We start from the raw sequence: 23,450 nt of genomic DNA on the forward strand, positions 1-23,450 counted from the left end.
TGTTATCGCATTGCCGTGAGGAGATCGTCGATCTCCTCCGTCGTGTGTTTCCCGAGCTGTCCACCCGACTGGGTCGGCTGTTTGATGCCGTCGTGTCCACCGCGCGGCGGGTGGAGCCGGAGCACCGGCGTCAGACCCTGCTCGCGCAGCGTCGTGTCTTCGGAGAGCAGGCCAAAGGCCAGCGCTTCGATGTCGTCGAACTCGGTGTTCTCGCCGATCCACTCGTCGTCGACGTCGGCGTCGCCTTCGAGGGGCTCCGCTCGCGTGCGAAGCAGCGTCTCGACCGTCTCCTGGCTCGGCTCGCCGTGTGCGACGTAGTCGTTGACCTTCGTGATCATCCCGCGGTAGGCGTCGGTCTCGGGCACCAGTGCACAGTGGTTCACGTCGTGGATGTTGAGCATCTTGAGCGTGTCGTGGACACCCTGCTCCATGTTGACGTCACCGCGAACCTGAACGAGCGCCTCCATTATTCGATCACCTCGCGCTTCTCCATGGTGCGCTCGGGCACGCGCGCCTCCGCGGTGCGCTTGAGCGCGTTGAACGTCGCCTTCGCGAAGTTGACCGTCGTCCGGGTGTTCCCCGAACTCCGCGTCCAGATGTCCTCGATACCGGCGAGCTCCAGCACGTGTCGGACGGTCTCCCCGCCCGCCAGTCCGAGCCCGCGCGGGGCCGGCTGGAGTTCGACTTCGACGCTGCCCGCTTTGCCGGTCGTCCGGAGTGCGACGGTGTGGGGTCGCCCACAGCCACATTCCCAGGACCCGCAGCCACGGGAGACGTTGATGAGGTTCAGCTTGGCGACGTCGATCGCCTTCTGGATCGCCCCACCGACCTGGTCGTCACGCCCCTCGGCGTAGCCGACGAGGCCGTCGCGGTTACCCACGACGACGACACACCGGAACTTCACCCGGCGTCCGGAGTCGGTCATCCGCTGGACCATGTTGATGTCCAGTACTTCGTCTTCGAGGTCGGGGACCAGCTGGTCGACGACCTCCGATTCCTTCAGCGGTAGGCCCGAGTTCAGCGCCTCGATCATCGAGTCGATCTCGCCGTCGCGTACCTGCCGGCCTAGCCGCGTTCGCGGTTCCCATCCGTCGTTTCTGCTCATAGGTCTGCCTCCATCAGCTCTTCACGCACTTCGTTGAAATGCGTCGGTAGCTCCGTGGCGTCGAAATCGCCCGCATACAGCGACTCGTCGAGCTGTTCCGCGTACTCGGCGATGTGCTCGCCGCTGGTGCGCTCCCAGTCGGCCAGCACGCTGTCGTTGTGGGGGATTTCGAGCCCGGCGTCGATTGCGCCTTCCTGCACTGCGAATACTTTGCTTCCCGGTGTCGCCGTGTTGAGTCCGATGTCCAGCACCGCGGTCTCGAGACCGGCTGCGATCGCGCGTTTGCCCGCGAGCAAGCCCGTGAGATACGCGGCCGGCAGGTTCCCCGTGGGAGCCTCCCAACCGAATTCCTCGAGGTCGCTCGAGTGTGCGCTCGCAGCCGTCTCGTCGCCCTGCGGGCCGGTAAGAATCAGCTGCGCCGTAGTGTGCTGGTTGCTCTTTCGTGCGACCAGCCGGGGTTTCCCGGATTTCAGCAGGCGCAACCTCTGATGGTAATCAGTCCGGGCCTCGCGGCGACGCCGCATCGGCACCTTGTATCGTGGTCCTGTTGCCATGTTATTGTCCTCCGTACTGTTCGTCGATGAATCGTTGCATGTCCGCGACACTGTCGAACTCGCCACCGCCGGCCTGGTCGTACAGTTCGCGGTACTCGGATTTCGACAGGGTGCCGTCGTCGCGCAGTTCCTTCAGCGTCCGGCGCTGCGCGCGGATGCGGCTCTCCCAGTCCTCTTTCTCGTTCTGTCGCCCGCCCGCCTTCCCGCGGCGGGTCCCGGCACCCTTCTGGTGCCCGTAGGCGCGTTTCTTCTGTCGCTCTCGTGCGCGACCGCGCGAGTTGCCTTTCGCGTCTTCGGCGCGGATGACGCCCTGGTCGACCAGGTCGCGAACGTCGTCGCGCGTGATCGCGTCGGCGATCTCGCCCTGCTCGTCGGGGTCGAACCAGACTTTGTTCTCCCCGACGTCCAGGACGTCCGCTGCGAGTCGCTTCTGTGCGGAAAGATCAGTCATTCTTCGACCTCCACTTCCTCGTAGGTCGGGTTCAGGACGCGAATGCCCTGTTCTTCGGCCTGCTCCTCGATGGTCTCGCGCTTGCGTGCGCCGACCTTCGAGGCGATACGGACCGCGTGCGTGTCACCGTCGACGCCCTCGAGGTCGTCCGCGTTGTGCACGCGAACCTCCTCGAAGCCGCTCGGGTGCCGGCCCCGGACCGCTTTCGGGGACCGGAAGCCCGCTTCGACGGTGTCGCCTTTGCCCTTGATCCCGCGGCGCTGCTTCGAGAGCTGGCCGCGCGGGCGGCGCCACGACGTCGGCACGCGCTTTTTCTTGTGGTAGTCCTGGCGGTTGAACTGCGGCTTGCTCTCGCTCTTGCGAGCGTTGAGGAGCCGCTGTTCGTTCTCCGACAGGTCCGGCGTCTTCTCGGTGAGCCCGCGAGCCTGGAGTTCCGTCTCGACTTCTTCTGCCTCGGCTTCGGGCTCTTCGGGGGCTTCCTCTTCGACTTCCGCTTCGGCTTCCTCGTCGACTTCCAGCCCGCCGACGTCGGCCTTGATCCGGGCCGCCAGCGCGTTGCCGACGCCGTCGACGTTGGCCAGGTCGTCCTGGCTCGCACCGCGCACGTCGTCGACCGTGTCGTAGCCGGCCTCGCGCAGCGCCTCGGCTTTGGAGTCGCCGACACCGCTGATGTCCGTCAGGTCGTCGAATTCTTGCTCTTCGTCTGCCATCAGGCCTCACCTCGATTCGGTTTCTGCGTGATGTACACGCCGTCCTGGAACACCCGGACGTCCTTGTCCTTGACGCGGGTGAGCTGTTCGATGTCGGCGGCGGTCTGCCCCACGGCCTCGATGTCCGAGCCCTGCAGGGAGATCTCCTCGCCGTCGACCGAGACCTCGGTGTCCCCGTGGATGGGGGCACGCCGGGGCGCTTTCTCGCCCAGGAAGTTCTCGATGACGACCACGCCGTCCTCGACGCGCACCTTCATCGGGAAGTGGGAGTAGAAGACTTCCATCTCGTACTCCCAGCCCTCTGTCACGCCGTGGAACATGTTCCTGGCGTGGCTCTCGAAGGTGCCGACCGTCGAGTTCGTCTTTGCGTCCGTCTCCTCGCTCTCGATGACGACCCGTCCGTCCTGGACGGAGACGTCGATGTCCGGATACCAGAGGCGGCGCGACACGCTACCGTTAGGACCCTCGACCGTCAGGTCGAGATGGTCCATCTCGGCGGTCACGTCCTCCGGAATCTCGAGTTCTACTCGGTTCATTGTTAGTACACGTACGCGATCACTTGGCCACCGATGCCCTCCTCGCGGGCCTCGTAGTGGCTCATGATTCCGTGGCTGGTGGTCACGACGAGCGTCCCGTAGTCACGGGCCGGGAGGAACCGCTTCTCCCACTTCTCGAACTCGTCCGCGCCCGCCGAATAGCGGGGCTTGACCGGGCCACATTCGTTGATCGCTCCTTTCAGTTCGACCTCGAACCGACCGGCTTTGCCGTCCTCGACGAAGCTGAAGCCGTCGATGTACCCGCGGTCGTAGAAGACCTCGAGTACGCTGCCGATCTCGTTGGAGGCGGGCTGTATCGTCTGTTCTAGATGCCCGACGCTCTCGGCGTTATCGAGCCCCGAAAGCGCGCTGGCGAGTGGGTCGTTTCCTGTCATGAGTACTTCTTGAACCCCATTCCGCGTGCGATCTCTCGGAAGCACTGCCGACAGAGCCAGATGTCGTACTTCCCGACAAGACCCTGTTCGCGCCCGCAGCGCTGGCAGGACCGCAGCTGTTCGGTCCGCTTTGCCGTCTGCTCACCGGTCGGATCTCGCTCCTCGGCCGCGTCGGCGTCGGGCTCGTCGTGTTCAGTTTCGCTCATTCGTTCACCTCAACGTCGAACGTCGACCTGACGAACGCGACCGCGTCGTCAGGGTTGAGTCGGTGGTTCGACGGAATCGATCGCGAGGCCTTGTCGCGCTTGGCCACGCGGTAGCCTGGTCGCACCAGGTTGACGGTGACGTCCAGCCCGTAGATTCCGATGTTCGGGTCGTACTCCTGGCTCGGGAAGTCGGTGTGTTCCTCGACCCCGAAGCTGAAGTTGCCCGTGTCGTCGAACTGCTTCGCGTCGAGTTCGACCAGCGGGAGCGCCGTCTCCAGGAACTCCTCGGCCTCGTCGTCCCGCAGCGTGACTTTCGCACCGATGGGGTCACCCTGCCGGATGTTGAACTCGCCGATGGTCTCCTTGGCCGTGGTCCGCACCGACTGCTGGTCGGTGATCTCCTCGATGATGTCCTCGGCGTTGCCCAGTTCGCGACCACCCTGGCCGATGCCCATGTGGACGACGACCTTCTCGATGCGCGGTTCGCGCATCTCGTGGAAGTCCGCACTGGATTCGCTATCCGAGCTCATTCGTCATCACCCGTGAAGTTCTCGTCGATGACGACGACGTACTCTTCGACCGTCTCGAAGCCGTCGCCGTCGTCCTGCTCGACGAGCACGTTGTTCGAGGAACTGCCAGGCGTGACCTGGATCTCCTCGATCGTGCCGATCTCACCGGAGTGAGCACCGTCGACAGCCGTCACGAGTGCGCCTTCCTCGTAGGGGAAGTGCGCGACGATCTCCTCGCCGTCGTTCGAGACGACGATGGAGTCGTCACCGCTGTACTCGCTGGCGTCCTCGACGACGAGCGTCTCGCCGTCGTGGAGCGTCAGCTGGACGTCGCCACCGGTGATGTGCTGTTTGTTGACGATCTTCCCGAGCTTGCTCCCTGCGGAATCCTCGTCGATGGCGGTCAGCGCCAGCCGACCACCGTCGCCGGGGAACACGCGGTAGTACTCGTCGCGCTCGGTGAAGGCCATGATGTCGAACATCCCGACCGGACGCTCCTCGTCGGAGACCGCTTTCCCGTTGATCAGGACGTTGTCCTGGTTGAGGGCGTAGCGCGCCTCCTTTCGGTTGTCGACGTAGCCGAGCACGTCCCGCAGGACGATGAGCAGGGGAACCCCTGCCTCGCCGTGCGGACCGGCGTCGGCCTTGACGGTGAACGTCTCGGTCTTGCGTTCGACCGGCCAGCTGTTGGGAACCGACAGTCGCTTCTGATGTTTCGTCATGCGCTATCCTCCTCGGATTCGAGTCGTTCCGTGCGCACCTCGTCTTCGAGGTTGAGGTCGGTCACCCGCAGGTTGCTGGAGTCCAGCGGCCGCGGCACTTCCTCGCCGTCGGCTTTCTCCTGGGTGATCTCTTCGACGTGGACGACGCTTTCGCGCAGGTCGACGGCGATAACCTCGCCCTCCTCGCCTGCGAAGTCGCCACGCATGACCTCGACCGTGTCGCCCTGGTTGACGCGAACGTTCCGCTGGCCGTACTCCTCGCGGAGCCCGTCGGCCAGCGTCGCGCGAACCTCCGACTGCTTCTCGTGCAGCGGGGCGCGTTCGGTCTGGGTACGCTGTTTGGATGGTTGCCGTGTCATACTATCATCGTCGCCGTGCTCGCGATCGCACCGAAGCGCTCTGCGACCTCACGAGCGATGGGACCCTTGATCTCGGTCCCGCGTGCTTCCTCGTTCTCGTCGATGATGACCGCCGCGTTGTCCTCGTATTTGACGCGGGTGCCGTCCGGCCGGCGGATCGGCTTCCGCTGGCGGATGATCACCGCTTCGAGCACCTGGCGACGCATCTCCGGCGTCCCCTTGGTGACCGAGACGGTGATCTTGTCCCCGAGACCCGCCTTCGGATGGCGGTTCTTCGTCCCGGAGTATCCCGAGATGGAAATCACCTTCACCTCGCGTGCGCCCGTGTTGTCGGCGCACGTGAGCAGTGATCCCTTCTCCAGACCCTGGGTGACGTCAGCACCGAGTGCTTCCATCAGTCGTCACCTCCGGCGTCGGCAGCCGCGACTTCGGTCGGGTCCGCTTCGGCCACGCGTTCCACGACGACGTGGGATTTGGTCTTCGAGAGCGGTCGTGTCTCTGCGATACGAACCGTGTCGCCGACCTGCAACTCCATGCAGGGCGATGCGTGTGCGGGCACCCGGGACCGGCGTTTCATAAACCGGTCGTACTTGGGCACCTTCACGTCGTACTCGCGTTCGACGATCACGGTCTTGTCCATGTCTGTGGAGGCGACCTCTCCTTCGAGCGTCTGCCCACGCACGCTGAGCGTGCCGTGGAACGGGCAGTTCTCGTCGGAGCAGGCCTCCTCCGGCTCTGCTACGTTAAGTCCTAGCGCCATTTCGAATCACCTGTTCGTTCCGTGCGTCTGGCCGGCCGCGAGCAGAGTCGCTCGCCCTCGACGGTGACGACCCGCGTGTCGCCCCCCGGGATATCGAACTCGAACGTCGCGTCGGCCTTCGGCACCTGCAACACCCGCTCTGTCCCCGACACAGACCCCTCTATCGAGAGGGTCCGCGTCGTCTCCATGACGACCTCGCCGGCGATACCGACGAGGTCCGGGTTCGACGCGGCGGCCACCCGTACCGGGAGGCCGATGAGTTCGTGTCGCGGCAGTGTTTCGGGTGTCAGTGGCATCTGTTTACTCCTCAAAGTCGCCTTCTTCGCCCTGAATCGTCTTGATCCGGGCGATCGCTTTCCGAATCTCCTTGATGCGCCCCGGATCCTCCGGCGCGCCACCTGCAGCCTGGACGGCGTTGGCGTTCAGGAGCTCCGTCTCGAGGTCCTCCAGTTCTGCCTCCCGCTCGGGCGGCGTCATGTCCCGGATTTCCTCAGGGTGGAGGATCGTCATTCCTCACCCTCCTCGTCAGCCTCGTCGGCTTCCTCGTCCATCTCCTCGACGAGTTCCTCGGCTTCCGCCTCGGTCTCCTCGTCGACTTCCGACTCGATGGCCTCGTCGAGTTCGTCGATGTCGACGTCCTCGGGCTCCTCTTCGGGAACCTCGACGTCCTCCTCGACGATCTCCTCCTCAACGACTTCCTCGTCGGCCTCGTCGGCCTCGGGTTCGGCTGCCTCGTCGGCTGCTTCGTCCGGTTCGGCCGCGTCGGCCGCCTCGGGTTCGCCTTCGAGCAGTTCCTCGACGCCTTCCTCGGAGACGTCCGCGACGTAGTCTTCGACGTCCTCGTCCTCGTAGATCTCGAAGTCGTCGGGGAGCTTGGCGTTCGGCGGGATGATCTTCACGTCGACACCGATCGTGCCGAGCTTCATCACCGCGACGCCCTGGCCGTGGTCGACGATCGTCTCGGCGGGTTCACCGTTGTGCTTGATGTAGCCACGGTTGAACTTCTCCACGCGTGAGCGCGCACCCGTGACCTTCCCGCTGAGGACGATTTCGGCGCCGAGCGCGCCGGCTTCCATGATCCGGTCGATCGTCGTGTGACCGGCTTTGCGGAAGTACCAGCCGCGTTCGAGCGCGTTGGCCAGGCGGTCGGCGACGATCCGGGCGTTCAGGTCCGGCTCCTCGACCTCCTGGACGTCGATCTGGGGGTCTTCGAGGTTGAACCGCTCCTCGAGCTGGGTCGTGACCTTCCGGATGTTCTTCCCGCCCTTGCCGATGACCATCCCTGGCTTCTCGGCTTTGAGCACGATCTGGGTCCCCATCGGGGTCTTGGCGACGTCCATGCCGCCGTAGCCCGCTCGACCGAGTTCCTCTGCGAAGAACTCGTCGATCTGGGTCCGCTGCAGACCGTCCTCGATGAACTGGTGTTCGTCGGCCATCAGTTCTCAGCCTCCTGCTCCTGCAGGATCAGTTCGACGTCGACCTCCGGGGAGTTCCACGCCGTCGCCCGCCCCATCGCGCGGGGCTTGCGACCGGGCGTCTCGCCGACCTTGTGGGCGGCGACGTGCAGGATCTCCATGGATTCGCCGTCGAATCCCTGGTTGTCGGCGTTCCCGACTGCGTTCTCCAGCAGGTCGAGGAAGGCCTCGCTGGCCTTCTCCGGGAAGCGACCGGCGTCCCAGCCGTCGATGTCGTTGCGGTGACCGACGCCCGAGTTGTGAGATTTGAAAGGGACCGATTTGTTGCCCTCGATAACCTCCTCGAGGTAGTCGACAGCCGCGCCGGCTGTCTTGCCCTTGATCTCCCGGGCGATGGCCTTGCTGTGCTTGTGGCTCATCTGCCGTTCCCGAAGCATGGCTTTCGCCGTGGTGTCCGGGTCCGGGTCGATTGAGTAGCTGATTCCCATGTGTTACTTGAGTGGCACGAACTTGGAGGAGCGGGTCGCCCCGATCCCGGCCTGTCCGTGCTCGACGCTTGTCCGCGTGAGCTGGAACTCGCCGAGGTAGTGGCCCAGCATCTCCGGCTCTACCTTGACGCGCTCGAAGCTCTGGCCGTTGTGGACCGCGAAGGTGAGGTCGACCATTTCCGGCACGATCGGCATGTCGCGCAGATGCGTGCGGATCGGATCGTTGGCCGTCTCCTCCTCACCGGCTTCGCGAGCCTCCTCGAGCAGTTGTTCTTTCTCGTAGGACAGGCCGCGCTCGATGCTTCGCCGCTGTCGAGCGGGGAGCAGTTCCGCGACTTCCTCGAGATCCATCGCCTGCAACTCGTCTAGCGTGTGGCCACGGAAGGAGAACTCCCCCTCGTGACCGATCTGGTATTCGGAACTCATTGGTTACCACCCTTTCCGCCGCGGCCGGTCTTCCGGGAACTGATGTCCCCGACCTTCCGGCCCGGCGGCGCGTTCCGCGAGATGGACTTGGGTTTGCCCGGGTGCTGGCGACCGCCACCACCGAACGGGTGGTCGACGGCGTTCATCGCCACACCGCGAACGTTCGGCCACTTCGTCCCGCGGGCTTTCATCTTGTGGTGCTTGTTCCCGGCTTTGACGAACGGCTTCTCGGTCCGGCCACCGCCGGCGACCACGCCGATCGTGGCGCGACAGTCCGGATCGAGTCGCTTCATCTCACCGCTCGGCAGCTTCACGACCGCGACCTTGCGGTCGTGGGTCAGAAGCTGGGCGGAGACGCCCGACGCGCGGGCGAACTTCCCACCGTCTCCGGGGTTGGCCTCGACGTTACAGACCGGGACACCTTCCGGGATCTCGGCCAGGGGCATCGTGTTGCCCGGCGCGATCTCCGCGGAGATGCCGACCTGGATCTCGTCGCCCAGGCCGATGCCTTCGGGCGCGAGGACGAGACGCTGGTCGCCGTCCTCGAACTCGATGGCCGCGACTGGTGCGCTGCGGGCCGGGTCGTGCTCGATGTCGACGACCGTGCCCGAGACCGTGTCTTTGTCTTCGAGCTTGCGATGCGACAGGTCCGCCTTGTAGCGGTGCGACGGGGCCCGAAAGGTCGGGCCACCGCGACCGCGTCGTTGTCCCTGAATTCGTCGTCCCATGATCAGAACACCCCGATCCTGGAGGCGATCTCCTCGGCGTCGTCGTCGGGCGAGAGCTTCACCGTCGCCTTCTTGTTGCCCTTCATCGTGACCATCGTGTTCACGTTCACGACACCGACCTCGAACTGGCTCTCGATGGCCTCGGCGATATCGCCTTTCGAGGCGTCCGCGTCGACGATGAACTCCAGCTTGTTCTCGAAGTCCATCTTGTTCATGGCCTTCTCCGTCACGTGGGGGTGGCGGAGTACCGAACTCATCGCTCGGCCACCTCCTCGACGGCGCTTTCGGTCCAGACGGTGAGGCGACCGGCTTCGCCACCGGGCGCGAGGTCCTCGGCGTTGACCTCTCGGGCCGTCGTCACGGTTGCGCCCGCGAGGTTGCGGGCCGCACGCGAGGGTTCCTCGCTCGTGACGAACAGGATCGAAGAGGGACGGCGGTACTTGCGTCCGCGCGTCTTCCCCTGTCCGGCCTTGATCTTCTTGTCCTCGGCGCGCTCGATGTCGGCGTCGATGCCGAGCGCTTCGAGCACGTCGACGACTTCCTGGGTCTTGACCAGGTCCTCGAACTCGTCTGCGACGACCAGGGGCAGGTCGAGGTCGTCCTCGAACTGGTGGCCCCGGTCGGCGACGAGCTCGGCGTCCGTGGTGGCCGCGATGGCCGACCGGGCCGCGAGCTTGCGCTCCTTGTCGTTGATGGTCTTCGAGCGATCCTTCTCGGACTTCGGCGGGTGGGCCGGACGCCCACCGACGGTCTGGGGGACGCGGCGACCCTTCCCACCGTTACGGGGAACGTGAGCCATGCCGCGGCCGGACCCGAACGACTCGGCCGGGGTTCGCAGCCCGGCGTACTCGTCGCTGCCGTAGTCCTGTTTCCGGTTTGCCTGTGCGGCGACGACCGCCTGCCGGATCAGATCCGGCCGGACCGTCGTCTCGAAGACGGCAGGCAGTTCCTGCTCGCCGTCCTCGTCGCCGTCCAGGCTGTACACTGTCGCGTTCATCCTTGGTTAGACTCCGTGGAGACGTAGCGCACCTCGGGATCGAGGCGCGGCTGGTCGTTCGGCCGTACCGCCGGCCGGAAGCGCAGGAGGCGCTTGTCCGGGCCGGGCAGCGAGCCCTTCACCAGCGTGTACGGACCGTCGACCTCGCCGTAGTTGACGAAGCCGCCGTCGACCGTCGGCTCGTCGCCGTCGCCGAGGTCGATCAGGCGCTTGTTGAGTTCCGTCCGCTGGTGGTAGCCCATCTGCCCCTGCTGGGGCACGGTCGAGCGCACGCGGGAGGGGTTCCACGGGCCGAGGTTACCGATTCGGCGCCGCCAGCCCTGCCGGGCGTGTTTGCCTTTCCGCTTCTGGACGCCCCATCGCTTGACGGGACCCTGCGTCCCCTTGCCTTTCGTGATACCGGAGACGTCCATGTACTCGCCGGATCGGAACACGTCGGTCATGGCGTGTTCGCCGCCCTCTCCGACCAGTTCGAGGCCGAAGTCGACGCGCTCTTCGAGCGAGCCACCGCCGACGCGTGTCTCCATCACGTCGGGCTTTTTCTTCGGGACGCTCTCGACGTCGCTCGGGACCGTGTGCGTGATGACGCGCACGTCCGCGAGTCGACCCTCTTCGAGAGCCGTCCGTACCTGTTCTTCAGCGTCCCCGACAGCGCCGTCCTCGGGCAGGTCCAGGGTCCGGTCGAGCTCCGGGTGGAACTCGTCGGTCCAGACCTCCGTGAGCGGTCGCATGCCGTAGGGCGTGTCTTCGTAGGCGCGCAGGGCGACCGCGCGCATCGGCGGCGTCTCGACGACTGTGACGGGAACGGTCTCCTCCATCCCCTCGCGCGGGGAGTCGGGTTCGTCGTTGATCATCACGACGTGGGTCATGCCGGCCTTGTACCCGGCGAAACCCTGGAGACCCGGCTGTCCGTCGTCGTCCGGCCAGGTGTTGAATCGCGGCACCTCGCCAGCCGCACGACTGCGCGGGCCGAAGCCCAGCGAGCCTTTGCGTGGTCTGCTTGGTTGTGGCATCGTTTGTTCACTCCGTGAGTGAGAGGCAGGCGAGCACGGCGAACATCGCTTCTTCCGTTCGCACGACCTCGCTGCCCTGATTCGGAACCGCGTCAAGCCAGAGGTCGAACCGGGATCCATCCGGTTCGTCACTGTAAGCCGCTTCGTCGGCCACGACCTCCTCGGAACCCCCCGACGGTACGTCGGCGGGATCGAATCCGAGCATTTCCGGCAGTCCGCGCTCGGGCGACCCGAACGCGACCGTCATACCGCGTGTACCCGTCTCGGCGACGATGTCGCCCAGTCGGTCGACACTCAGCGCTTCGCCGTGCCGCGATGTGGCAACGGTTACGCCGGCGTCGTCACGCGAGAGTTCCGTCGAGAGGTCCGAAGCGATCACGTCGTACCCCGGTGGGGATTTATCGACGAGTTTCGCTCGGACCGGCCGTCGCGAAGAGACCCTGATGGTTACGCGTTCCCCCTCGCCCACGTCCATACCGTCTGGAACGGGGAGGGAGACCGGGTGTTGCAGTCCGCAATTGACCCGAACGCGCGCCTCAGATCCGACCTCGGTCACGATTCCCTGTCTTAACGACCCCGATTCGTCCGAACCGGAGCCGGTCCGTGGTGCGGTATGGAGCGGCGGCATGACACCGACGTACTCCAGTTCGTCCCGCTTGCCCCACGCCTCCTTTCGGAGGTACGGCGGCGTCGCGGCGTACCGCAGCACGGTTTCGACGAACCCGCCACCCCACCGGCCCTCCGCCCCGCGATCGGGGAAGACGACCAGGCGATCGACCCGGAACACCGTCGCCGCGCGGGCGACGTAACCGAGTTTACGAGTTGCCTCGCGTTTGTCCTCGGCTTCCCGGGTCAGCGATGACGGCACGAGTACGCTGACTGTCATGCCGTGACGCTTCCACGCCACGCCACTAGACTGTGCCGAATCTTCTCTCCCGCCATCTTAAAAAGAATCCGCTTTGTTCTCGCGGTGAGACGCGTTCACACAGGTCAGAGAACAGCTACAAACGTCGTTGACGGTTCGACTGAATCTTCGAACCGACTCCGTGTCGAGTGTGGATGACTGTCCCACAGATTGCCCGATTGTGCGTGCCGAACACGGGCGAAAAAATATAAGTCATGTACATGTCATCTAGTTCCTAATATAGGTTCACCCACATCTATACTTAAACACCCGTCAATAACCGGGATAATAAACACACGGCTTTTGTCTGTGTACCGATGTGGATGATGAACAATAACATGGGAGACGAAGCTAATGGGGGATCGCCAGGCAAAAACGAAGACGCGGGGAGCGGGATCTCGCGGCGCGACGTGCTCAGGACGTCGTCGACAGCAGCCGTTGGGGTAGCAGGGCTCGGAGCCGTATCGGGCACCGCCTCGGCAGAGGATACCTCGGACGAGGACGACGAGCTGGACCTCGGCGTGTTCGAGTGTGTCGAAGACGGACTGCGCATCGACTGCAACAAAACGGTCCAGCTCGATCCGTGGTGGTGGAACGGCGACTACGACCCGGACTTCGATGTCGGCGATCTCGGCGACGAGGTCCTCGTGTACATCCACGGTCTCTTTGCCGAACCCTTCGCCGAAGAGCAGGCGACGCTGCTCAAGCGGTCGACCGGGTTCGACGCCGACAACGTCGTTGCGATGAAGTGGCCGTCGTCGGGCGTGAGCTACACCAAACCCTGGGACCGGGCCGCAGAGTACGGCCGGAAGACCGCCGAATGGCTCATGACCGAGCTGTGGGCGAAGAACCCGGGGACCACGGTGAACGTCGTCGGTCACTCACTCGGCGGCCGTGCGGCGTTCAACATGCTGAACCGACTCGAAGAGGCAAACGAGCAGGTCCAGAACGTCGTCGCGGTGGGGCCGGCCGACATGGCGCGGTTCGTCTGTGACCACGACGAGAGCGGCGACCGCATCTACAACTACTACGACGGCATCGACCAGGGCGCCGACAACGTCTACGTACTCTACTCCGATGACGACTTCGCGGTCGGGAGCATGCACGAACTCTGGGGCGATGCGTTCTGGTACACGCCTGACGGTGAGGGACTCGGTGCCGAAGGTCCGACCTGTAACAACTACCCGGACAACCTGCACCCGGTCGACGTGAGCGACGAGGTCCAGAACCACTGTGAGTACTACAAGCCCGACGGCGACACCGAGGCACTCTCCAAAGCCGTCTACGGTCAGCTCTAATAGTTAGTTTTCAACGACAAGTATTGTCCGGCAGTTTTTATGATAGTGTGTACGCAGGTTCCGAGATGAAATAGCACCCGGAGAGAGACTCGAACTACACGTTCGATCCGAGCCACGCGCCCAGGGTGAGCCCGTAGATGACGTGGCTCACGTGGAAGATCCACCGCTCGTCCGGGGCCAGGTCCAGCCCCAGGAGGCGCCCCAGGACGACCCGCGTTCCGAAGGCCGACATCCCCAGGCCGTACAGCGTCGCCAGAATGGTCCCCTGTCGTTCCCGGTGGACTTCAGCACCGCGGAGCCGGTGCTCGACGGCAGCGGTGAACGCAGTCCCACCGGCGATGCCGTAGAGGAAATGGAGGACGAGCGCCTGGATCGGGTAGTCGTCCGGGTCGCCGTTCCCCATATATTCCGCCCAGAACTCGGCCGTCGGCGGCAGAGAGTCGGTGATCGGCATCCGGAACAGCGTCATCACGGCCGTCGCGATGGCACCGCCCTTCACCCCGAGTCGAAGGGTGCCAGTCGTGCGCCGGCCGTCGTCGGAACGGTCGGGCGGTTGGCGGTGAGCGGTCGGTTCGACCCCGTTGTCGGCAGGGTCCGTCGTCGCGGACATGGAGAATCCGGATAGCCTACTACTCGCGGGCGTGTATGCGTACTTTCGGATCGGTTACGGGTAGAACAGCCACAGTGCGGCACCAACTGAGAGGTAAGTAAATAATAGCTACTAACCAACGAGCCACCAGAGTGTGACGCAGACAGCCGTTTATGCGGGCAGGCGTGGAACGTCCGGCGAGAGAGACACGTGATCGGACGCACGCAGTGGGCCATCGCCGAGGGGTACATCCCCGAGACCAGCCACGGCCCCGAACCCGAGATGACGAGCCACGAGACCGTCTGCTTCCTCAACGCCAGCACAGAGGACGCGCACGTCGAGATAACGATATTCTTCGAGGACCGAGAGCCAGTCGGGCCCTACGAGGTGACCGTCCCCGCCGAGCGGACGCGCCACGTCCAGTTCAACGACTTCGAGGACCCCGAACCGATACCCAAGGGGACAGCCTTCGCCAGCACGATCGAATCGGATCGACCGATCGTCTGCCAGCACACCCGTCTGGACTCTCGACAGGCCGAGAACGCCTTGCTCTCGACGACCCCCTACGCCGGAGAGCAGTGAGTGCGACACCCGTCGCGTGACCCCCAGCGGCATGCGAGAAAGGCGAGGGCGCCGTGATAGGGTGAGACTGGGAGACGGTAGCACGTCTGCCGGCGGTTTTCCGTCCGATTCGGAAGCCTTATACATCCCTCCGCGGATAGAGTGAAATGCAACAGGCAGCGCGCTGGTGGTGTAGTGGTATCACAGGACCCTGCCACGGTCCTAACCCGAGTTCAAATCTCGGCCAGCGCACTTCTACAGAAGCAACCCACGTAGCGACGCTGCAGCCACACCTGCAGTCTCTTGATCGTTAGGATTCGCCAGCCTGCTCTTCGTAGGTGTCTCCTTCTTTGGCTCCTTCCTCGGCCTCGGTGGCCTCGTCTTCGACCTCTTCCGTGTCGATCTGGACGGTCGTGCTCGTGGAGGACGGTTCCTCGGTGTGGGTTCGCGGTCCGCCCTCGCCGCCGAGGGGGATTTCGACGGGGAGCCGGTCCTGCAGGTCCTTGGCGATGGATTCGACGCGGTTGCGGACCGTCGCGACTTCCTCCTCGAACTCCTCGACGCTCCGGTCGACGTGGTAAACGTGGTCGCGCGGCAGGTGGCGCATCAGGTCGTTGCCTTCCTCGTCGGTGTCGACCGGCAACATCCAGTGGTCTTTCGCGTACACCAGTTCCTCGTTGTCGACGGTCATCTCGGTCCGGCCCTCCTCCGGGTCCTCGTAGACGATCGTCGCCTCGCCGAGTTCGAGCTGTTCCATGGTACACAGTATCTAGGTCACGGGGACGGTTATCCCCTCCGTCCGTCGGTTCAGTGAGATAACAGCGCGGTTGCACGAACGCGGTACTCGGGCGAAGGACTGGAACGGCAAAGCACTCATTCCCGGGGGCGGAACGGGGAGACATGATCGGCGTCGTCGGCGGTGGAATCGCGGGGATGGCCGCGGCCTACCGGCTCCAGCAGCGCGGCTACGAGGTGTGCGTGTTCGAGGCCAGCGAGGACCTCGGGGGACTGGCCGCCGTCTACGAGACGGCCGGCGACCCAATCGAGAAGTTCTACCACCACCTCTCGAAGTCCGAGGAGACTATCGTCGACCTCATCGGGGAACTTGGGCTCGGCGACCGGTTGGAGTGGCTGTACATGAGCAACGCGTTCTACGTCGACGGCGTCGTCCACCCGATGGACAAGCCCTGGGAGATCGCCGCGTACCCGCACCTCTCCCTGTACGACAAGTACCGGCTCGCCATGCTCACCATGGAAGTCGACGTCCGCGGCTGGCTCCCGTCCTTCGACACCTACGACGACCTCCGGGAGTTCGAGGACGTGCCCATCAAGGAGTTCCTGCTCGACCACACCACCCGGAGCGTCTACGAGAACTTCTGGGAGCCGCTGCTCGACGCGAAGTTCGGCTCCCGAAAGGAGGACGTCAGCGCCGCGTGGCTGCTCGGGCGCGTGAAGTTCCGTGGCGAGCGCGACCTCCTGCGCGGCGAGATCCTGGGGTATCCGAAGGGTGGCTTCGCCCCGTTTATCGACGCGCTCGTCGAGGCCGTCGGACGTGAGAACATCATCACGGGCGCACGCGTGACCGAACTCGATACCGACGGGGGGACAGTGCAGTCGCTCACCGTCGAAACCGACGACGAGACGAGGACCCACGACGTGGACGCAGCCGTCGTCGCGGCGATGCCGAACGTCCTGGAGGAGTTGACGGGCTACCCCTGCGACATCGACTTCCAGGGGACGGTGTGTTCGGTCTGGAGCATGGAGGAGTCGCTCACCGACACGTACTGGCTGAACATCGCCGACGAGGCGCCGTTCGGGGTGTTCATCGAGCACACGGACTTCGTCCCGCCCGAGCGCTACGGCGGGGAACACCTCTACTACACGGCCAGCTACGTCCAGGACCCCAGCGAGGACCTCTGGGGGATGAGCGACGACGAAGTCGAGGAGCTGTGGCAGGAGGGCATCGCCGACCTGTTCCCGCAGTTCGATGCCGAAATGGTAAACTGGGTGCAGACGGCACGGAACCCGCGGACAGCACCGGTCTACGAGCGCGGCTATCTCGACATGGTCGTCCCCTACGACCTCTCCGATGCGGTCGCTGAGGGAGTCTACTACGCGGGGATGGCGAGTCGGGCGCAGTACCCCGAGCGGAGCCTGAACGGTGCCATCGAGGCCGGCTTCGCGGCCGCCGACCGGGTGACCGACGCGGGCGAGCGACCCGCGAGCGGGTCCGATCCGGGTGACCGCGAACGACTCGCCGAGTGACCGCCGGGAGAGTCGGCGGAAACGGACCACATATTTAATGTGGGCCTCCGTGTGCCGGGTGTATGAGCGACGACGCAGTTCTCGTCTCCGTCGACGACCAGATAGCGACAGTGACGCTGAACAATCCGGACATGCGAAACGCCCTGACGGCAGAGGTGTCGGCGGGCATCGTCGACGCGCTCGACGAGATCGAACGGTCGGACGCGCGAGTCGTTGTCGTCGAGGGCGCGGGCAGCGCCTTTTGCGCCGGCGGCGACATCAACTCGATGATGGAGGGACTGTCCGGTGACATCCCGGCCTGGCGGAAGGCCGAAGAGATCATGGCGAGCCTCCACCGGGCCATCGAGCGGCTCATCCGTTGTCCGCTGCCGACGGTCGCGAAGATCGACGGCCAGGCCTTCGGCGCGGGTGCGAGCCTCGCCATCGCCTGTGACGTTCAGGCCGTCCACGAGGACGTGGACATGAGCTTCGCCTTCCGGAAAGTCGGGCTGGCCGTCGACTCCGGGACTTCCTGGATGCTGCCCCGGCTCGTCGGTGCGAACGTGGCGAAACGCCTCGTGTTGACGGGACAGGTCATCACCGCCGAGGAGGCCCAGGAACTGGGCGTCGTCACGGACGTCTACGACGACGAAGAGTACGAGGAGCGGACCGCCGAACTCGTCGCCGCCATCGCCGAGGGGCCGACGGTCGGGCTGAAGATCTCGAAGCGGCTCATCCGCCAGAACGCGACGAAGTCGCTCACCGAAGCGCTCGACGACGAGGCGACCGCGCAGGCGCTCGCACTCGGCAGTCAGGACCACGCCGAGGGAGCCAGCGCGTTCATGGAAGGACGCGACACCGAGTTCGAGGGACGGTAAGGCATCGTCGCGGGCGCGTTCTCTCAAACGAGCGTTTGACCTTAGAGAAAGCAGTTTATCGGGGAAACGGTACCGGTTGGTATGAAGCGACGCACTGTTCTCGCGACGATCGGAGCCACGACGGTCGCGACCGCTGGCTGTCTCAGCGACGCCGGCGATCGTCCGAACGACGACAACGGAACGAGTACCGACGGGACCGAGACGGACGACCCCGGAACGGCCGATCCGAAGGGAACGACGACGGCTGGGGACGAGACGAGGCCCACGCCGGACGACACGTTCGCGGACGTGGCGTGCCCCTCGTTCTCGGAGAGCGCCGACCGGACGGTCTGCTGGCACACCGCCGACCTCGACGCAGAACCGATCTATCTCGACGCCAACCCGGACGTCTTCGAGCCGACTCCCGGCGACGACAGCGTCGAGTCGGTCGAGTTCGTGTTGTACAACGACTCCGCTGCGGGATTCGGGCTGAACCCGTACGCCTGGGCCATCAAGCGCCGGACCGAAGACGGCTGGGCGCACGTCGCGCCCGAGGAATGGGTCGAACCGTGGTACACCGTCGACAGCGGGGAGACCTACACCTGGCGGCTGAGTATGACAGAGCGCACGCAGGCGATGGCCGAGCGGACGATGGCGATCACCGAGGACCTCGACGACGGGATCTACGCCTTCCAGATCACCGGGATCGCCGACGAACAGTCGGACGACCCCACGCACGTCGAGTGTCTCGCGCTGTTCGAGGTCGACCGCCAGGAGTGAGCCCGGTCCCGTCCGTCAGTCCGCGCCCGCTTCCTCGCCGTCCTCGGCGTCGACGCCGGGGGCGTCTGTCACGTCGACGTCGTCGGGTTCGTCCTGGCCGCCGACGACGAGCTCGCCGTCGTCGGTCTCGACGTACACGTCGTCGGCGAACCCGCCCTCCGCGTGGGGGTGTTCGGGGTCGTCGAGTTTCTCGGGGGTCGACGGGGCCTCGGCCACGCCGTCGGCCGGTTCGAACTCGCCCAGCGGGTCGGAGATGGTGATGCCCCATCGCTCGAAGAACTCGGCGTACCGGTCGTAGTGGTCGGCGAGTTCGTCGCTGGGGAACTCCATCATCTCCGTCCAGCCGTGGTTGTAGAAATCGAAGTTCGCCTGGACGTGGGTGATCTCACGAGCCTCGGCCTCGCTGTATCCCGAATCGAGCGCCGCGACGTAGGTGTCCATCGTGGCGTCGAAGAAGTCGTCCAAGTGCGCGCGGCGTTCCTCCTGTCGATCCTCGTCGGCCTTTTTCAGGAAGACCCTGGTGTGGAGGTCGACCAGCCAGTCGTTGGTTTTCTGGCCGACGACCGGCATCGTCAGCGCCTTCTTGGCTGCCCAGTGACGGACGTTCTGGCGGATTTTCATCTCGTCGTCTCGGTAAGGACGCAACACTCTAAAACGTCCCGGCTGCGGGCGCAGGGGGAGTGTGACCCGTGGCTACGGGGAGGGTGTGGCGACAATGGCGGAGATAGCAATGCACATTAGGCACGGTATGCAACGGGCCGTACATGAGCGCGTCGCACGTAATCATCGGTGACGGTATCGCGGGGAGTTCCGCCGCGGAGACCATCCGGGAAGAGGACCCCGATGCCGACATCACGGTCATCACGGAAGAGGGTGAGGCCCTGTACAACCGCATTCTCATCAAGGAGTTCGCCAAGGGGAAACTGCCCGAGGCACCCATCTCCATCCACGAGGAAGACTGGTACGCCGAGCGGGACATCGACCTCGAACTCGACACGGTCGTCACCGAGGTCGACACCGACGCCAAGGCGGTCCACACCTACGAGGGGGAGACCCACGAGTACGACAAACTCCTGATCGCGACCGGCGGGACGCCGACCCAGCTGCCGGTCGACAACTCCGACGCCGACGGCATCCACCACTTCTGGACGTTCCAGGACGCCCGGGCCATCCGGGAGAACGCGGCCGAGGCCGACACCGGCATCGTCGTCGGGGCCGGACTGCTCGGCATCGACCTGGCGGCCATCTGTGGCGCACAGGACGTCGAGGCCAACTACCTGATGCGCGGCAACCGCTGGTGGCGCTACGCGCTCTCGGAGGACGGGGCCGAAATCATCCACGACGCGCTCGAAGAACACGGCGTGACCCCCGTCTTCGACTCCGGCGTCGACCACTTCACGACCGACGACGACGGGCAGGTCACCGGTGCAGTCGACCCCAACGGCGAGGAGTACGACGGCGAGTTCGTCGGCGTCGCCATCGGCCTGAACTTCAACACGGAGTTCCTCGACGGGTCGGGCATCGAACTGGACGACGGCATCGTCACCGACGAGTACATGCAGACCAACCTGGAAGACGTCTACGCCGCCGGTGACATCACGCGCTTCTACGACACCATCCTCGGCGAACACACCCAGAACGGGGCCTGGGGCTCGGCCAAAGAGCAGGGCGCCATCGCCGGGATGAACATGGTCGCCGACGACGAGGAAGAGGCGTTCCGCTGGGTCTCCTCGTACTCGATCACCCACTTCGACTTCCCGTTCCTCTCCTTTGGCCACCCGACCATCGGCGACGACCACGCCGAGCGGAAATACTCCGACACGGAGTGGCGCCGCGTGGCGTTCAAGGACGGCAAAGTCGTCGGCGGCGTCCTCATCGGCGACCTGGCACCGCAGTCGAAGTTCAAACAGCTCATCCGCGAGGAACGCGACGTCGCGGACCAGAAGGAAGTCCTCCTTGAGGAGACCGTCGACCTGGACAAACTCGACGCCTCCGCGGAAGTCGAGTCCGAGTAAGCGCCGCTATCTTTTCGGTCGTCGAGCCGAACCGTTCGAACGTGATCCGGAGCCTCTACCGGCGGATCCGCGAGTGGGCGAGCCGCGACGAGGAGGCCCCCTTCGCCGGGTCGGAACTCGACCGCTCGGTGAACTACAGCCACGACGGTGCAGGCGGCGAGGGCGAGCGGGAACTGGAGCGGGCTCAAAAGGAGGCAGAGAAACTGACCGAAGTTCAGCAGGAGCGGTGAGGAGCAGTTGGCAGCGGCGAGTGCCAGCATCCGCGCGAGCTTGCGAGCGCGGTTCACTGTCAGAGCAAGCTCTGACAAGCCCCCGTTCGTTCCTGGAGTCTCTCACGGGGACACCGCGAGCGCGCCGCTGGCGCGTCTCGCGGCCTTTTTCACCCATGTACACGAGAGCTTGCTCTCGTGTGCCCACCAGAAATCTCCGATTTCTGGGGATGTTTTTGCCGCGAGTGGTTCCCGCAGGGCCAGCGGCCCGAGGAAACCCGAGCGGGAAAAAGATGGACCGACGGTCTTTTCTCCCGAGGTAGCAGAGCGATAGGTATGGACGGAGGCGGGAGCAGCGACATGACCCTGGCGTTCGAGCTCGACGCGCTCAAACAGCTCGCTCACCCGGACGAAGTGTTCAACGACGCACGCCAATGGAGCGAGTACGTCGGCGTCGTCTCCGAGAAGCCGACGTACGTCGTGACCAACTTCACGCGCAAACACCGCATCAGGCAGGACTTCTTTTCGGGCCCGCGCGGCCGCGAGGAGAGCCTGACGAACGTCAAATCCCAGTTCGAGACGGACCGGCACGTCTTCGTCGGCACTGACGAGGACGACGCCGACCTCGCCGAGAGCGTCGACTGGGAGTTCCTGCCCATCGAGGACGCCGCCGCGGCGGCCGAGTGGGACATGGGCGAACCGGAGTCGCCCGACCAGGACGCCGCGGAGAGCCGCGACGACTGGCCCTGATCGACGGCGAAGGACACTGTTTTTTCACGGAGACGGCCCATTCTGCGGACATGTCCCTGCAAATCGACGACGCCCTCCGAGAGGGGTTCCAGCGGACGTTCGCACGGAGCGGCCTGCTGCTGGTCGCCGTGTTCGTCGCGTTCGGGTTCGCCAACGCCGTCATCTCGCAGTCGCTCTCACAGCAACTGTTCGAGTGGATGACGTCGTTCGACCAGCCCATCCCACAGGAGGGGGCACCGTTCGGTCCCCGGATGGACCAGGAAACGCCGTTCGCACTGCCGATCCCGCTGCCAGCGCTCGCGCTGTTGTCGCTGCTCACGGTACTGATCGCGGAGGCAATCCACATCGTCGCGATCCGCGTGTTCGCCAGCGAGAACACCGAGTCGATACCGGATGGCGCGGCGACACGACGGATCGGCCTGGCGACGATCAACGGCGTGGTCGGCGGGATCGTCGCGGGAGTCCTCACCGTCCTCGGACTGATCCTCCTGATCGTCCCGGGGATCTACGTCGCCATCTCGCTGTTTTTCGTCAGACAGGAGATCGCCGTCGCGGACAAGAACTTCGTCGACGCCCTGGCCGATAGCTGGAGCCTGACCGACGGCGACCGCTGGGAGTTGCTCGGCCTCGCGATCATCGTGATCGTGATCAATCTCGTCGCGAGCAGCCCGACCACGGTCCTGTTCTTCCTCGACCAGGCCATCGGGACGGCCGTGAGTCTCGTCGTCAGCGGGCTCACCACCGTCTTCGGCATCGCCGTCGCGACGCGCGCCTACGAACAGCTCCGCCGCGAGCGCGAGGCCGACCTCGGCCTCGACGGTGAGAACGGGAGCGACGACGTGGCAGGCACCGACACCGGCTGGAACACCGGCAACAACGGGGTCTGATCCCGGCGTTTTTCTCCGATGAGGTCGTAGTTCGCGTGATGACAGACCCCGAGATCGACGTGGAGGTCGAGGTAGAGGTCGGCGTGGATTCGGACGAAATCGACGTCGAGATCGGCGAGAGCCGCGAGTTCGAGGCGGAACTGGAGGCCGACGGGCTCGAAATCGAGATCGAGGCCGAAATCGAGGTCGACGGCGCGGTCGACGACGAGACCGAGGGGAAAGGGTACGTCGAACTGGACGCCGAAGACGCAGAGGACGCGCCCGATGAAACGGCAGACGAGGCGAACTCGGAAGCTGCCGAGGACGACGCGGAGTAACCGGTCGACGGCGCGTCGTCCGGGTTCGCGTCGTTTAACCGGATGAAGTCCCAACCGGGACCAATGGCAGAACCGCGTGTCCCGGGATCGGGGGGAGACGGCATCGAGTTGCCCTGCGGCGAGACGATCACACCCCACGACCTCGACATGGGGTTGCGGGAGTTCGAGTGCGCCTGTGGCGACAGCCACGCGGTCGTCATGGACATGCACCCGCTGGGTCGGTTCGTCCCGGAATCGCTGGCCGACGTGCTGCGGGCCACGGTCGAACCCGCCGACGAGTTCGACGAGTTCACCACCGCACACCTGATGGGCATCGTCATGGAGGAGTTCCCCGAGGCCGTCGTCGCCGAGGACCTCTCGGAGGACGGCCAGGTGGGCTACGCGATGCTGTGGCTCAGCGACTTCGACTCGCGGCGACTCCACGAGGTGGTCGTGGAACTGCTGGTCGAACTCATGGAACACGCCATGAGTCACGCCGGCGACGACGACGCGATGGCCGAGTTCGAGGCGCAGATGCTCGAATTCGACGTCGCGGAGTTCGTGGACGCGTACCGCCGCGAACGGGACTTCGAGTCCGAACACGATTCGGCCATATAATAGCTCAACTGCCAGTCCCAACAATACCAGGTAGAGGCAATACTTCAGTGTGAGATTTTGAGAGAGTG

At 64.9% G+C, this 23,450-nt stretch carries 37 protein-coding genes and 1 tRNA gene; 12 read left to right on the forward strand and 26 right to left on the reverse strand.

What is annotated here, in order from left to right:
- Positions 1 to 2: 2 nt before the first annotated feature.
- Genes rpmD through E2481_RS06910 form a run of 23 tightly spaced genes read right to left on the reverse strand, consistent with a single transcriptional unit; the run spans position 3 to position 12,260 of the window.
- Positions 3 to 467: a 50S ribosomal protein L30 gene (gene rpmD, locus E2481_RS06800; RefSeq protein WP_136716370.1), complete on the reverse strand. Its 465-nt coding sequence runs from the start codon at positions 465 to 467 to the stop codon at positions 3 to 5.
- Positions 467 to 1,105, reverse strand: a complete 639-nt coding sequence (locus E2481_RS06805; protein WP_136716371.1) for a 30S ribosomal protein S5 — start codon at positions 1,103 to 1,105, stop codon at positions 467 to 469. Before E2481_RS06805 ends, rpmD begins: the two co-directional genes overlap by 1 nt.
- Positions 1,102 to 1,659, reverse strand: a complete 558-nt coding sequence (locus tag E2481_RS06810; RefSeq protein WP_136716372.1) for a 50S ribosomal protein L18 — start codon at positions 1,657 to 1,659, stop codon at positions 1,102 to 1,104. The genes E2481_RS06805 and E2481_RS06810 overlap by 4 nt, the downstream gene beginning before the upstream one ends.
- Position 1,660: 1 nt before the next feature.
- Positions 1,661 to 2,110, reverse strand: a complete 450-nt coding sequence (locus tag E2481_RS06815) for a 50S ribosomal protein L19e (protein ID WP_136716373.1) — start codon at positions 2,108 to 2,110, stop codon at positions 1,661 to 1,663.
- Positions 2,107 to 2,820 carry a 50S ribosomal protein L32e gene (locus tag E2481_RS06820; RefSeq protein WP_136716374.1) on the reverse strand — a complete coding sequence of 238 codons (714 nt, stop codon included), beginning with the start codon at positions 2,818 to 2,820 and terminating at the stop codon, positions 2,107 to 2,109. Before E2481_RS06820 ends, E2481_RS06815 begins: the two co-directional genes overlap by 4 nt.
- Positions 2,820 to 3,356 (reverse strand): 50S ribosomal protein L6, encoded by a 537-nt coding sequence (locus E2481_RS06825; RefSeq protein WP_136716375.1) that lies wholly within the window; start codon positions 3,354 to 3,356, stop codon positions 2,820 to 2,822. Before E2481_RS06825 ends, E2481_RS06820 begins: the two co-directional genes overlap by 1 nt.
- A gap of 2 nt (positions 3,357 to 3,358) precedes the next feature.
- Positions 3,359 to 3,751, reverse strand: coding sequence for a 30S ribosomal protein S8 (locus E2481_RS06830; RefSeq protein ID WP_136716376.1), 393 nt, complete (start codon positions 3,749 to 3,751; stop codon positions 3,359 to 3,361).
- Positions 3,748 to 3,957, reverse strand: a complete 210-nt coding sequence (locus E2481_RS06835; RefSeq protein WP_136716377.1) for a 30S ribosomal protein S14 — start codon at positions 3,955 to 3,957, stop codon at positions 3,748 to 3,750. Before E2481_RS06835 ends, E2481_RS06830 begins: the two co-directional genes overlap by 4 nt.
- On the reverse strand, positions 3,954 to 4,487 hold the full coding sequence (locus E2481_RS06840) for a 50S ribosomal protein L5 (protein WP_136716378.1): 534 nt from the start codon (positions 4,485 to 4,487) through the stop codon (positions 3,954 to 3,956). Before E2481_RS06840 ends, E2481_RS06835 begins: the two co-directional genes overlap by 4 nt.
- Complete coding sequence (locus E2481_RS06845) at positions 4,484 to 5,188, reverse strand: 30S ribosomal protein S4e (protein WP_136716379.1); 705 nt, start codon at positions 5,186 to 5,188, stop codon at positions 4,484 to 4,486. Before E2481_RS06845 ends, E2481_RS06840 begins: the two co-directional genes overlap by 4 nt.
- Positions 5,185 to 5,547 (reverse strand): 50S ribosomal protein L24, encoded by a 363-nt coding sequence (rplX, locus tag E2481_RS06850; protein ID WP_136716380.1) that lies wholly within the window; start codon positions 5,545 to 5,547, stop codon positions 5,185 to 5,187. Before rplX ends, E2481_RS06845 begins: the two co-directional genes overlap by 4 nt.
- A complete protein-coding gene (locus E2481_RS06855; RefSeq protein WP_136716381.1) occupies positions 5,544 to 5,942 on the reverse strand; it encodes a 50S ribosomal protein L14 in 399 nt (132 codons plus the stop codon). Before E2481_RS06855 ends, rplX begins: the two co-directional genes overlap by 4 nt.
- The gene (locus tag E2481_RS06860) at positions 5,942 to 6,307 is read right to left on the reverse strand and encodes a 30S ribosomal protein S17 (protein WP_136716382.1); all 366 of its coding nucleotides are present in this window, start codon (positions 6,305 to 6,307) and stop codon (positions 5,942 to 5,944) included. The genes E2481_RS06855 and E2481_RS06860 overlap by 1 nt, the downstream gene beginning before the upstream one ends.
- Positions 6,298 to 6,603: a ribonuclease P protein component 1 gene (locus E2481_RS06865; protein WP_136716383.1), complete on the reverse strand. Its 306-nt coding sequence runs from the start codon at positions 6,601 to 6,603 to the stop codon at positions 6,298 to 6,300. The genes E2481_RS06860 and E2481_RS06865 overlap by 10 nt, the downstream gene beginning before the upstream one ends.
- Before the next feature lie 4 nt (positions 6,604 to 6,607).
- Positions 6,608 to 6,817 (reverse strand): 50S ribosomal protein L29, encoded by a 210-nt coding sequence (rpmC, locus tag E2481_RS06870; protein ID WP_136716384.1) that lies wholly within the window; start codon positions 6,815 to 6,817, stop codon positions 6,608 to 6,610.
- A complete protein-coding gene (locus E2481_RS06875; RefSeq protein ID WP_136716385.1) occupies positions 6,814 to 7,743 on the reverse strand; it encodes a 30S ribosomal protein S3 in 930 nt (309 codons plus the stop codon). Before E2481_RS06875 ends, rpmC begins: the two co-directional genes overlap by 4 nt.
- The gene (locus E2481_RS06880) at positions 7,743 to 8,210 is read right to left on the reverse strand and encodes a 50S ribosomal protein L22 (protein ID WP_136716386.1); all 468 of its coding nucleotides are present in this window, start codon (positions 8,208 to 8,210) and stop codon (positions 7,743 to 7,745) included. Before E2481_RS06880 ends, E2481_RS06875 begins: the two co-directional genes overlap by 1 nt.
- 3 nt (positions 8,211 to 8,213) lie before the next feature.
- Positions 8,214 to 8,636: a 30S ribosomal protein S19 gene (locus E2481_RS06885; RefSeq protein WP_136716387.1), complete on the reverse strand. Its 423-nt coding sequence runs from the start codon at positions 8,634 to 8,636 to the stop codon at positions 8,214 to 8,216.
- Positions 8,633 to 9,364 (reverse strand): 50S ribosomal protein L2, encoded by a 732-nt coding sequence (locus tag E2481_RS06890; protein WP_136716388.1) that lies wholly within the window; start codon positions 9,362 to 9,364, stop codon positions 8,633 to 8,635. The genes E2481_RS06885 and E2481_RS06890 overlap by 4 nt, the downstream gene beginning before the upstream one ends.
- A gap of 2 nt (positions 9,365 to 9,366) precedes the next feature.
- On the reverse strand, positions 9,367 to 9,621 hold the full coding sequence (locus tag E2481_RS06895) for a 50S ribosomal protein L23 (RefSeq protein WP_136716389.1): 255 nt from the start codon (positions 9,619 to 9,621) through the stop codon (positions 9,367 to 9,369).
- Complete coding sequence (gene rpl4p, locus E2481_RS06900; RefSeq protein WP_136716390.1) at positions 9,618 to 10,361, reverse strand: 50S ribosomal protein L4; 744 nt, start codon at positions 10,359 to 10,361, stop codon at positions 9,618 to 9,620. Before rpl4p ends, E2481_RS06895 begins: the two co-directional genes overlap by 4 nt.
- Complete coding sequence (locus E2481_RS06905) at positions 10,358 to 11,374, reverse strand: 50S ribosomal protein L3 (RefSeq protein ID WP_136716391.1); 1,017 nt, start codon at positions 11,372 to 11,374, stop codon at positions 10,358 to 10,360. The genes rpl4p and E2481_RS06905 overlap by 4 nt, the downstream gene beginning before the upstream one ends.
- 7 nt (positions 11,375 to 11,381) lie before the next feature.
- A complete protein-coding gene (locus tag E2481_RS06910; RefSeq protein WP_136716392.1) occupies positions 11,382 to 12,260 on the reverse strand; it encodes a putative RNA uridine N3 methyltransferase in 879 nt (292 codons plus the stop codon).
- Between the two features lie 356 nt (positions 12,261 to 12,616).
- Here E2481_RS06910 and E2481_RS06915 point away from each other — a divergent pair, with 356 nt between their 5' ends.
- On the forward strand, positions 12,617 to 13,576 hold the full coding sequence (locus tag E2481_RS06915; protein WP_169302387.1) for an alpha/beta fold hydrolase: 960 nt from the start codon (positions 12,617 to 12,619) through the stop codon (positions 13,574 to 13,576).
- Between the two features lie 94 nt (positions 13,577 to 13,670).
- Here E2481_RS06915 and E2481_RS06920 read toward each other — a convergent pair whose 3' ends face one another.
- Positions 13,671 to 14,186, reverse strand: coding sequence for a hypothetical protein (locus tag E2481_RS06920; protein ID WP_250137747.1), 516 nt, complete (start codon positions 14,184 to 14,186; stop codon positions 13,671 to 13,673).
- A 189-nt stretch (positions 14,187 to 14,375) separates the two neighbouring features.
- Between E2481_RS06920 and E2481_RS06925 the strand changes: the two genes are divergently transcribed.
- The gene (locus tag E2481_RS06925; protein ID WP_136716394.1) at positions 14,376 to 14,747 is read left to right on the forward strand and encodes a sensory rhodopsin transducer; all 372 of its coding nucleotides are present in this window, start codon (positions 14,376 to 14,378) and stop codon (positions 14,745 to 14,747) included.
- Between the two features lie 160 nt (positions 14,748 to 14,907).
- A tRNA-Gly gene (locus E2481_RS06930) sits at positions 14,908 to 14,978 on the forward strand.
- 58 nt (positions 14,979 to 15,036) lie between these two features.
- Here E2481_RS06930 and E2481_RS06935 read toward each other — a convergent pair.
- The gene (locus tag E2481_RS06935) at positions 15,037 to 15,483 is read right to left on the reverse strand and encodes a hypothetical protein (RefSeq protein ID WP_136716395.1); all 447 of its coding nucleotides are present in this window, start codon (positions 15,481 to 15,483) and stop codon (positions 15,037 to 15,039) included.
- Between the two features lie 143 nt (positions 15,484 to 15,626).
- On the opposite strand from E2481_RS06935, the gene E2481_RS06940 reads away from it, so the two are divergent.
- From E2481_RS06940 to E2481_RS06950, 3 genes are all read left to right on the forward strand, one after another.
- Entirely contained in the window at positions 15,627 to 16,991 is a 1,365-nt protein-coding gene (locus E2481_RS06940; RefSeq protein WP_136716396.1) for an NAD(P)/FAD-dependent oxidoreductase, read from the forward strand.
- A gap of 62 nt (positions 16,992 to 17,053) precedes the next feature.
- Positions 17,054 to 17,848 carry an enoyl-CoA hydratase/isomerase family protein gene (locus E2481_RS06945; RefSeq protein ID WP_136716397.1) on the forward strand — a complete coding sequence of 265 codons (795 nt, stop codon included), beginning with the start codon at positions 17,054 to 17,056 and terminating at the stop codon, positions 17,846 to 17,848.
- A gap of 81 nt (positions 17,849 to 17,929) precedes the next feature.
- Positions 17,930 to 18,607 carry a hypothetical protein gene (locus E2481_RS06950; protein ID WP_136716398.1) on the forward strand — a complete coding sequence of 226 codons (678 nt, stop codon included), beginning with the start codon at positions 17,930 to 17,932 and terminating at the stop codon, positions 18,605 to 18,607.
- Between the two features lie 15 nt (positions 18,608 to 18,622).
- On the opposite strand, the gene E2481_RS06955 is transcribed toward E2481_RS06950, so the two are convergent.
- Positions 18,623 to 19,228 (reverse strand): DUF6149 family protein, encoded by a 606-nt coding sequence (locus E2481_RS06955; protein WP_136716399.1) that lies wholly within the window; start codon positions 19,226 to 19,228, stop codon positions 18,623 to 18,625.
- Positions 19,229 to 19,371: 143 nt separating this feature from the next.
- Here E2481_RS06955 and E2481_RS06960 point away from each other — a divergent pair, with 143 nt between their 5' ends.
- From E2481_RS06960 to E2481_RS06985, 6 genes are all read left to right on the forward strand, one after another.
- Positions 19,372 to 20,622 carry an NAD(P)/FAD-dependent oxidoreductase gene (locus E2481_RS06960; RefSeq protein ID WP_136716400.1) on the forward strand — a complete coding sequence of 417 codons (1,251 nt, stop codon included), beginning with the start codon at positions 19,372 to 19,374 and terminating at the stop codon, positions 20,620 to 20,622.
- A gap of 41 nt (positions 20,623 to 20,663) precedes the next feature.
- Complete coding sequence (locus tag E2481_RS06965; RefSeq protein WP_136716401.1) at positions 20,664 to 20,852, forward strand: hypothetical protein; 189 nt, start codon at positions 20,664 to 20,666, stop codon at positions 20,850 to 20,852.
- Between the two features lie 315 nt (positions 20,853 to 21,167).
- The gene (locus E2481_RS06970; protein ID WP_136716402.1) at positions 21,168 to 21,581 is read left to right on the forward strand and encodes a DUF7124 domain-containing protein; all 414 of its coding nucleotides are present in this window, start codon (positions 21,168 to 21,170) and stop codon (positions 21,579 to 21,581) included.
- Positions 21,582 to 21,631: 50 nt separating this feature from the next.
- Positions 21,632 to 22,468 (forward strand): hypothetical protein, encoded by an 837-nt coding sequence (locus E2481_RS06975; protein ID WP_136716403.1) that lies wholly within the window; start codon positions 21,632 to 21,634, stop codon positions 22,466 to 22,468.
- A 38-nt stretch (positions 22,469 to 22,506) separates the two neighbouring features.
- Entirely contained in the window at positions 22,507 to 22,785 is a 279-nt protein-coding gene (locus E2481_RS06980) for a hypothetical protein (protein ID WP_136716404.1), read from the forward strand.
- Between the two features lie 63 nt (positions 22,786 to 22,848).
- On the forward strand, positions 22,849 to 23,382 hold the full coding sequence (locus E2481_RS06985) for a DUF5815 family protein (protein ID WP_136716405.1): 534 nt from the start codon (positions 22,849 to 22,851) through the stop codon (positions 23,380 to 23,382).
- Positions 23,383 to 23,450: the final 68 nt, after the last annotated feature.

The sequence above is a fragment of the Halorientalis salina genome, from assembly GCF_005049285.1.
Classification (GTDB): Archaea; Halobacteriota; Halobacteria; order Halobacteriales; family Haloarculaceae; genus Halorientalis; species Halorientalis salina.

What these genes read in the sequence shown, in the direction of transcription:
- rpmD (WP_136716370.1), bottom strand. Translation starts at nt 467, where the DNA reads ATGGAGGCGCTCGTTCAGGTTCGCGGTGACGTCAACATGGAGCAGGGT.
- E2481_RS06805 (WP_136716371.1), bottom strand. Translation starts at nt 1,105, where the DNA reads ATGAGCAGAAACGACGGATGGGAACCGCGAACGCGGCTAGGCCGGCAG.
- E2481_RS06810 (WP_136716372.1), bottom strand. Translation starts at nt 1,659, where the DNA reads ATGGCAACAGGACCACGATACAAGGTGCCGATGCGGCGTCGCCGCGAG.
- E2481_RS06815 (WP_136716373.1), bottom strand. Translation starts at nt 2,110, where the DNA reads ATGACTGATCTTTCCGCACAGAAGCGACTCGCAGCGGACGTCCTGGAC.
- E2481_RS06820 (WP_136716374.1), bottom strand. Translation starts at nt 2,820, where the DNA reads ATGGCAGACGAAGAGCAAGAATTCGACGACCTGACGGACATCAGCGGT.
- E2481_RS06825 (WP_136716375.1), bottom strand. Translation starts at nt 3,356, where the DNA reads ATGAACCGAGTAGAACTCGAGATTCCGGAGGACGTGACCGCCGAGATG.
- E2481_RS06830 (WP_136716376.1), bottom strand. Translation starts at nt 3,751, where the DNA reads ATGACAGGAAACGACCCACTCGCCAGCGCGCTTTCGGGGCTCGATAAC.
- E2481_RS06835 (WP_136716377.1), bottom strand. Translation starts at nt 3,957, where the DNA reads ATGAGCGAAACTGAACACGACGAGCCCGACGCCGACGCGGCCGAGGAG.
- E2481_RS06840 (WP_136716378.1), bottom strand. Translation starts at nt 4,487, where the DNA reads ATGAGCTCGGATAGCGAATCCAGTGCGGACTTCCACGAGATGCGCGAA.
- E2481_RS06845 (WP_136716379.1), bottom strand. Translation starts at nt 5,188, where the DNA reads ATGACGAAACATCAGAAGCGACTGTCGGTTCCCAACAGCTGGCCGGTC.
- rplX (WP_136716380.1), bottom strand. Translation starts at nt 5,547, where the DNA reads ATGACACGGCAACCATCCAAACAGCGTACCCAGACCGAACGCGCCCCG.
- E2481_RS06855 (WP_136716381.1), bottom strand. Translation starts at nt 5,942, where the DNA reads ATGGAAGCACTCGGTGCTGACGTCACCCAGGGTCTGGAGAAGGGATCA.
- E2481_RS06860 (WP_136716382.1), bottom strand. Translation starts at nt 6,307, where the DNA reads ATGGCGCTAGGACTTAACGTAGCAGAGCCGGAGGAGGCCTGCTCCGAC.
- E2481_RS06865 (WP_136716383.1), bottom strand. Translation starts at nt 6,603, where the DNA reads ATGCCACTGACACCCGAAACACTGCCGCGACACGAACTCATCGGCCTC.
- rpmC (WP_136716384.1), bottom strand. Translation starts at nt 6,817, where the DNA reads ATGACGATCCTCCACCCTGAGGAAATCCGGGACATGACGCCGCCCGAG.
- E2481_RS06875 (WP_136716385.1), bottom strand. Translation starts at nt 7,743, where the DNA reads ATGGCCGACGAACACCAGTTCATCGAGGACGGTCTGCAGCGGACCCAG.
- E2481_RS06880 (WP_136716386.1), bottom strand. Translation starts at nt 8,210, where the DNA reads ATGGGAATCAGCTACTCAATCGACCCGGACCCGGACACCACGGCGAAA.
- E2481_RS06885 (WP_136716387.1), bottom strand. Translation starts at nt 8,636, where the DNA reads ATGAGTTCCGAATACCAGATCGGTCACGAGGGGGAGTTCTCCTTCCGT.
- E2481_RS06890 (WP_136716388.1), bottom strand. Translation starts at nt 9,364, where the DNA reads ATGGGACGACGAATTCAGGGACAACGACGCGGTCGCGGTGGCCCGACC.
- E2481_RS06895 (WP_136716389.1), bottom strand. Translation starts at nt 9,621, where the DNA reads ATGAGTTCGGTACTCCGCCACCCCCACGTGACGGAGAAGGCCATGAAC.
- rpl4p (WP_136716390.1), bottom strand. Translation starts at nt 10,361, where the DNA reads ATGAACGCGACAGTGTACAGCCTGGACGGCGACGAGGACGGCGAGCAG.
- E2481_RS06905 (WP_136716391.1), bottom strand. Translation starts at nt 11,374, where the DNA reads ATGCCACAACCAAGCAGACCACGCAAAGGCTCGCTGGGCTTCGGCCCG.
- E2481_RS06910 (WP_136716392.1), bottom strand. Translation starts at nt 12,260, where the DNA reads ATGACAGTCAGCGTACTCGTGCCGTCATCGCTGACCCGGGAAGCCGAG.
- E2481_RS06915 (WP_169302387.1), top strand. Translation starts at nt 12,617, where the DNA reads ATGGGAGACGAAGCTAATGGGGGATCGCCAGGCAAAAACGAAGACGCG.
- E2481_RS06920 (WP_250137747.1), bottom strand. Translation starts at nt 14,186, where the DNA reads ATGTCCGCGACGACGGACCCTGCCGACAACGGGGTCGAACCGACCGCT.
- E2481_RS06935 (WP_136716395.1), bottom strand. Translation starts at nt 15,483, where the DNA reads ATGGAACAGCTCGAACTCGGCGAGGCGACGATCGTCTACGAGGACCCG.
- E2481_RS06940 (WP_136716396.1), top strand. Translation starts at nt 15,627, where the DNA reads ATGATCGGCGTCGTCGGCGGTGGAATCGCGGGGATGGCCGCGGCCTAC.
- E2481_RS06945 (WP_136716397.1), top strand. Translation starts at nt 17,054, where the DNA reads ATGAGCGACGACGCAGTTCTCGTCTCCGTCGACGACCAGATAGCGACA.
- E2481_RS06950 (WP_136716398.1), top strand. Translation starts at nt 17,930, where the DNA reads ATGAAGCGACGCACTGTTCTCGCGACGATCGGAGCCACGACGGTCGCG.
- E2481_RS06955 (WP_136716399.1), bottom strand. Translation starts at nt 19,228, where the DNA reads ATGAAAATCCGCCAGAACGTCCGTCACTGGGCAGCCAAGAAGGCGCTG.
- E2481_RS06960 (WP_136716400.1), top strand. Translation starts at nt 19,372, where the DNA reads ATGAGCGCGTCGCACGTAATCATCGGTGACGGTATCGCGGGGAGTTCC.
- E2481_RS06970 (WP_136716402.1), top strand. Translation starts at nt 21,168, where the DNA reads ATGGACGGAGGCGGGAGCAGCGACATGACCCTGGCGTTCGAGCTCGAC.
- E2481_RS06975 (WP_136716403.1), top strand. Translation starts at nt 21,632, where the DNA reads ATGTCCCTGCAAATCGACGACGCCCTCCGAGAGGGGTTCCAGCGGACG.
- E2481_RS06980 (WP_136716404.1), top strand. Translation starts at nt 22,507, where the DNA reads ATGACAGACCCCGAGATCGACGTGGAGGTCGAGGTAGAGGTCGGCGTG.
- E2481_RS06985 (WP_136716405.1), top strand. Translation starts at nt 22,849, where the DNA reads ATGGCAGAACCGCGTGTCCCGGGATCGGGGGGAGACGGCATCGAGTTG.